The organism is Cryobacterium tagatosivorans (assembly GCF_004402215.1).
Lineage (GTDB): Bacteria > Actinomycetota > Actinomycetes > Actinomycetales > Microbacteriaceae > Cryobacterium > Cryobacterium tagatosivorans.
The window spans coordinates 1-5,875 of sequence record NZ_SOEZ01000066.1 but is presented as its reverse complement, the minus strand read 5'-3'; the positions used below and the strand labels follow the sequence as shown (position 1 = coordinate 5,875).

The window sequence follows — 5,875 nt, the reverse complement described above, 5'->3', positions numbered from 1 at the left end:
CGCCACCCGCTACGACAAACTTGCCCTGACCTACCGCGGAGGAGTCGTCCTCCGCGCCATCACCATCTGGTTACACGAATTAGGAGACACGCCCTAGGAGGGGTCCGGCCAGAAGCAGGATGAGAGCGAGTAAATACAGCGCGCGGTTGCCGATGATTCCCGGCGACGAATAGCTGGCTGCGCCCGCGAGCGCTCCGCCGGCCGTCGCGGCCACTCCCATGACCACGATCCCCAATCCGATCCAGCGCCGGCCGCTGTGGCGAACGGTCGGTGGACGCCGCGAACCGCGCAGGGCAGAAAGCACGTCCATGCGGGACGCCGTCCACGCCGGGAGGAGGGCGGCGATCCACCCGACGAGCATGGCGAACAAGGCGATACCAATGAGTATGGGTATCGACAGACGGTAGCCCCAGTACTGCACGGCACTGCCGTCGCCGGTCAGGACAATGAACAGCGACCCGCCGGCGACCCACCGCGGGGATCAGGGCGAGCATGGCGATGACGATTCCGACCTCGGCGACGTTCGTTTCCGTGGCTCGAAACGGGGTCCTAAGTGGTTAGGCCGTCAGGCCGAGCTCTTTGTCCACGATGGACACCAGCATGTTACGCATCACATCCACGGTCATTCCCGGTACTCCTGTGAGGACTTTGATTGCAGCGCCGTCCGTGGCCGAGGTCAGAAGACTGGCGAACTGTGCCGCATCGACATCCCGGAATATACCCTGACGCTGGCCGCGAACGACGATACGGACCACCGTGTCCATCCAGCGGGCATAAAAGTCGTTGTGAATGGTTCGGAGCTCTGGGTCTATGCAGGTTTCGGACCAGAACTGGAGCCAGACTGACCACTCCTCTCGGACTTGGTTGCCAATCGGCAGCTGCATTTCGATAAGGGCAAGCAGGCGCTTGCGCGCATTGTCGATCGACCGGAGCGAGGCGCCCTGGCGTTCGAAAGCTTGATCCACACAGTAGCGCAGGGCTTCGCGGAGCACGTCCACCTTGCCCGGGAAATAGTAATGCACGGTCCCGGTACTGGTACCGCAGATTCTGGCGACATCCTGGACTCGGACATTATGATAACCGCGCTCTGCGACCAGTTGCCAAGTAGCTTCCAAAATCGCGATTCGCCGCTCTTCACGGCCGCCTACTTCGACAGATTTGCTCATCGGCACTTCACTCCGAACCGTTACGTATCCAAAATACTAGCGCAACAGATTCTTGACGCGCCAGTCAAAAACAGATCTTCGCATGGGCTTCTGCCGAGGACTACTGTCCTGTGAAGTCTCGCGGGATTCAGGGTGGCGTCCAATAGCGTGGTGTAACCGCGGCACTCAGGGGTGTGTTTGCACCGATCTGAGGCGGCCGCCGCGTGATTCTTGGAAAGGCTGATCAAGACTTTTCTCAAGTCTCTTCCGAACCAGCCCGATTGCGGACGCCGAACACGCCCAGTTTGACCGGGTCCTGAACGCTCTCGGGGAGACCCTCCCCTTGGCGGCCACCCACCTCGAGGCGGCCCTGGCGGACGTGCTCGCGTTCACCGGATTCCCGAAGACGATCTGGCGTCAGATCTGGTCAAGCAACCCCCGGGAACGTCTCAACCGTGAGATCCGCCGCCGCACCGATGTCGTGGGCATCTTCCCGGACCGCCGCTCTCTGATCCGCTCGTCGGCGCGGTCCTGGCCGAACAACACGACGAATGGACGGAGGGGCGCCACTACCTCGGCCTCGAGGTACTCACCCGCTCACGCCTCACCCTCGTCACGAACAACCGAACCCGGCGCCCTCAGCGCAACCACACGTTTGGACTAGCCCTTGTTTTTGGTGCTTGACACCGGCAAACACTGACATCTAGATTGACACCTAATCGACGCGTCAGTCAGGCGAGTCGGCTTGTCCTTTCAATGTCGCAGGAGAGCAAAGAATATGACTGCAAATCCCCGCCGCGCGGGCCGCAATCTGATCACCGCCTTGGCGGTGGTTTCCTCGCTGGTAATCATGACTGCCTGCGCAGCCGACGGGGCTCCAGAGAAGTCGGGGACGTCTGCACCATCAACACTCAAAACTGGTGGAACGTTGAATGCTGGCATCGTGGGAGGTTCCGCCAAGGACACGCTGGACGCGCATTCACCGGTTACTCACCCTGACATAGCGAGAATCATCCAGCTGTATAGCGGGCTTGCCACCCACGACGCTGAGAGCAAGGTCGAAATGGATCTGGCGGATACGATCACACCGTCCTCGGACGCGAAGGCATGGACCGTGCACCTGCGCGACGGGCTCAAGTTCAGCGATGGAAGACCCATCACGTCGGAAGATGTGATCTTCACATTCAGACGAATCACAGACCCAAAAAACCCGCAGACGATGGGCGAGGCGCTTAAGAACCTTGACCGAGACGGGATGAAGGCCACGGATGCGCAAACCGTGGTCTTCCCGTTCAAGAGTCCGTTTGCGTCTTTCCCGGATACAGTGGCCGAGTACAACACGGGGATCGTGCCAGTTGGCTATGACCCCATCAAGCCGATCGGCTCTGGGCCGTTCATGTTTGAAAGCTTTACTCCGGGCCAGCAGAGCACCTTCGTAAAGAACCCGAATTATTGGCGCACGGGATAGTCGTTTCTGGACAAGCTCACCCTCATTGATTTTCCAGATGATGCGGCACGTGTGAACGCGTTGCTCGGCGGTCAAGTGGACGTGATCGACCAGTTGCCGCTCGGCCAGATCAACGTCGTGAAGTCTAACCCTCTTCTTAAAGTGCTGGATTCGCCTGCGGGAGGGTGGATCCCCTTCACCATGCGCGTGGATCAAGCTCCGTTCGATAACCCCAAGGTTCGTGAAGCGTTTCGTCTCATAGTGGATCGTCAGCAGATGGTGGAGCAGGTGCTCGGGGGCCACGGGGAACTTGGTAACGACATGTACGGACGCTTTGACAATTGCTACCCCAAGGACATCCCGCAGCGAAGCCAGGACATCGCGAAGGCAAAGCGGCTATTAGCTGAGGCCGGCAAGAGCAACCTCAGCGTCGACCTCGTGACGTCGCCGGTCGCAGCGGGAATGGTCGAAGCTGCCCAGGTGTTCGCGCAGCAAGCCAAGGCAGCTGGCGTCACCATCAATGTGAAGAAAGTCGACCCAGGTGAATTCTTCGGGGACATGTACTTGAAGCGGAATTTCTCTCAGGACTTCTGGTTCGGAGACAACTATTTGGTCCAAACCTCATGGAGCAGCTTCAGAACCTCGCCGTTCAATGAAACACATTGGGACGACCAAGCGTGGAGCGCTATCGTCAACGAAGCCAACGCGACGACGGACCAGGCTAAGCAATGCCCGCTGATCCAGAAGGCCCAGCAAATCGAATACGATCGCGGCGGGTACATAATTTGGGGATTCCCAAATAGTGTCGACGCCTATGCTGCCAAGGTCCATGGTTTCACGTCGGGCAAGACTTTCATCCCGTTGAACTTCTTCGCTTTCCGAAATGTCTGGATCGGCGACTAGTAATGGCAAAGCCTGTCGGCATGCGGCGGCTGGTCGTCAGACGGTCTGTCTACGGAATCGTTACTCTTTGGGTCGTTTCCTCTGTTGTCTTTCTTGCCACACAGGCGCTTCCCGGCGACGCGGCCCAGGCCATCCTGGGCCGCGAGGCGACACCAGAAAGACTCGCCGCGTTGAGGGAACAGCTCCATCTGGGCGGTTCGCTGCCCGAGCAATACATCGCTTGGCTGAACAACTTAGTTACCTTCAACCTCGGCACGTCGCTTGCCAGCCGCGAGCCGGTCGTCCAGGTGATCGGCTCTACGGTACTAAACTCCAGCATTCTTATGCTCTGCGCCGCGGTCATTGCCATTCCGCTCTCAGTAGCCTTCGGGGCTTGGATTGCGCTCAAAAAGAACACCATTGTAGACAGCGTGGCCAGCGTAGTGACCCTGGTCCTGGCTGCCCTACCCGAATTCGTAATCGGTGTACTGCTGGTACTGCTGCTCTCCACGGGCTTCCTGCACATTTTCCCCGCGGTTTTCGTGCTTAGCCCGGGACAGCCAGTCTGGAGTAAACCAGCCCAGTTGGTTCTGCCGGTGTTGACTCTCGTGCTGGCTGTGTCGCCGTACATCGTACGGATCATGCGGGCGACAATGCTGGAAGTCCTAGAGAGTCAATATGTTCAGCAGGCGAGGCTCAAAGGCCTCCCGGAGCGCACCGTGATTTGGCGCCACGCCATGCCCAATTCGATTGGCCCCGTTGCGCAAGTCGTTTCTCTTCAACTCGCTTGGCTCATCGGGGGCGTGGTGCTTGTGGAGTACCTTTTCCGTTTTCCGGGGATCGGTTTCCAGCTCGTGGACGCCGTGACTAATAGGGACCTGCCGGTCGTGCAAGCACTGGTCATCGTCATCGCGCTCTTTTATGTTGTTGTGAACTTCTTCGCCGATGTCGTCACGCTGGCCGCCAACCCCAAAGTGAGAACTGCACAATGAGCGATACCGCAATTGCACCCGCTTTGACCCTCACCCGCAATCAACGCAAGAAGAGCCTGCTGCGCCGTGCGCTTGGAGCCAAGCGGACCGTGGTCGGCTTGGCATTAAGCATTCTGGTCCTCGCTATCGCTTTTCTCGGGCCATATGTAGCTCCGCACTCGCCAACCGAATTCATTGCGCCGCCCTTCTCCCCCGCCGGCGGGGGAGCCCCGTTTGGAACGGACAACCTTGGCCGCGACGTGCTGTCGAGATTCCTCGCTGGCGGTCAGGCTTTGATAATCCTCGCAATAATCGCAACAGTGCTGGGCGTCGGGCTGGGGATGGTGGTTGGCGTTCTGGCCGCGTACAGCCGAGGCTGGCTGGACGAGGTCCTAATGCGAGCTGGCGACGTTGCCTTAGCATTTCCGCAGATCGTACTTGCCCTATTGTTTCTGTCCATCAGCGGCCCGCAACTGTGGCTCCTGGTACTCATGGTCGGGATTGGCCACCTGCCGCAAGTAGCTCGGGTCGTGCGGGGCGCTGCTCTATCCATTGTCGAACGCGACTTCGTCAAGGCAGCTGAATCAGTTGGCATTCGTCGTTGGCGGATCTTGGCCGGAGAAATACTGCCCAATATCAGCAGCATCCTGGCGGTGGAATTTGGCCTCCGTTTGACCTACTCCATCGGCTTGGTCGCCGGACTGAGCTTCCTCGGACTGGGTCTGCAGCCTCCCGCTGCTGATTGGGGCCTCATGATCAACGAAAACCGCATCGCGCTCACAGTATCGCCATGGTCGGTGGTGTTGCCGGTACTCGCTATCGCGGTCCTCACCGTGGGAACGAACCTCGTTACGGACGGTCTGGCCAGGGCCGCCATCGGCGCAGATGAAGGAATCCAAGCATGAACATAGGCGCGCCCACTTTGGTGGTCCAAGACCTGAACATCATTGGGGTACCGTCGATGGCCCGAATCATTGACGAGCTGTCGCTTGAAGTTAGGCCGGGGGAAATCCTGGGTGTGGTTGGTGAATCCGGTTCCGGCAAGACAACCCTTGGGCTGGCGCTGCTGAACTACTGCAAGCAAGGCACCCGCGTAGATGGCGGCGGGGTCACTGTCGACGGAAAGGATCTCGCCGGGTTGAATTGGCGCCAGGTTCGTGAACTGCGAGGTCGAACGGTTGCCTACATTCCCCAGTCGCCGGCATCCGCTCTCAACCCGGCTCTGCGCATCGGCACGCAACTACGAGAGTGCCTGCAGGGCGACGCGGTAACCGTGCTGGAGCGGGTACGCGAAGTGCTTAGGGAGGTGGCGCTGCCCGACGACGACGCGTTCCTAGGGCGTGTCTCCTAATTCGTGTAACCAGATGGTGATGGCGCGGAGGACGACTCCTCCGCGGTAGGTCAGGGCAAGTTTGTCGTAGCGGGTGGCG

General features: G+C 59.5%; 5 protein-coding genes and 2 pseudogenes. 5 read left to right on the top strand and 2 right to left on the bottom strand.

The features are described 5' to 3' along the window. Positions 1-79: 79 nt before the first annotated feature. Both E3O23_RS13770 and E3O23_RS13765 read right to left on the bottom strand, forming a co-directional pair. Positions 80-421, bottom strand: coding sequence for a hypothetical protein (locus tag E3O23_RS13770; protein WP_134491917.1), 342 nt, complete (start codon positions 419-421; stop codon positions 80-82). 136 nt (positions 422-557) lie between these two features. Then, positions 558-1,166 (bottom strand): TetR/AcrR family transcriptional regulator, encoded by a 609-nt coding sequence (locus E3O23_RS13765; protein WP_134491915.1) that lies wholly within the window; start codon positions 1,164-1,166, stop codon positions 558-560. 222 nt (positions 1,167-1,388) lie between these two features. Here E3O23_RS13765 and E3O23_RS13760 point away from each other — a divergent pair. The 5 genes and pseudogenes from E3O23_RS13760 to E3O23_RS13735 all read left to right on the top strand — a co-directional run. Beyond that, a pseudogene (locus E3O23_RS13760) lies at positions 1,389-1,829 on the top strand (transposase); the annotation flags it as partial. A 94-nt stretch (positions 1,830-1,923) separates the two neighbouring features. Further along, positions 1,924-3,495, top strand: a pseudogene (locus tag E3O23_RS13750) (ABC transporter substrate-binding protein). A gap of 2 nt (positions 3,496-3,497) precedes the next feature. Next, positions 3,498-4,466: an ABC transporter permease gene (locus E3O23_RS13745; RefSeq protein ID WP_241983485.1), complete on the top strand. Its 969-nt coding sequence runs from the start codon at positions 3,498-3,500 to the stop codon at positions 4,464-4,466. Then, entirely contained in the window at positions 4,463-5,350 is an 888-nt protein-coding gene (locus E3O23_RS13740; RefSeq protein WP_134491909.1) for an ABC transporter permease, read from the top strand. The genes E3O23_RS13745 and E3O23_RS13740 overlap by 4 nt, the downstream gene beginning before the upstream one ends. Continuing rightward, positions 5,347-5,796 carry an ATP-binding cassette domain-containing protein gene (locus E3O23_RS13735; RefSeq protein ID WP_134491907.1) on the top strand — a complete coding sequence of 150 codons (450 nt, stop codon included), beginning with the start codon at positions 5,347-5,349 and terminating at the stop codon, positions 5,794-5,796. Before E3O23_RS13740 ends, E3O23_RS13735 begins: the two co-directional genes overlap by 4 nt. The last annotated feature ends 79 nt before the right edge of the window (positions 5,797-5,875 follow it).

What these genes read in the sequence shown, in the direction of transcription:
- E3O23_RS13765 (WP_134491915.1), bottom strand. Translation starts at nt 1,166, where the DNA reads ATGAGCAAATCTGTCGAAGTAGGCGGCCGTGAAGAGCGGCGAATCGCG.
- E3O23_RS13745 (WP_241983485.1), top strand. Translation starts at nt 3,498, where the DNA reads ATGGCAAAGCCTGTCGGCATGCGGCGGCTGGTCGTCAGACGGTCTGTC.
- E3O23_RS13740 (WP_134491909.1), top strand. Translation starts at nt 4,463, where the DNA reads ATGAGCGATACCGCAATTGCACCCGCTTTGACCCTCACCCGCAATCAA.
- E3O23_RS13735 (WP_134491907.1), top strand. Translation starts at nt 5,347, where the DNA reads ATGAACATAGGCGCGCCCACTTTGGTGGTCCAAGACCTGAACATCATT.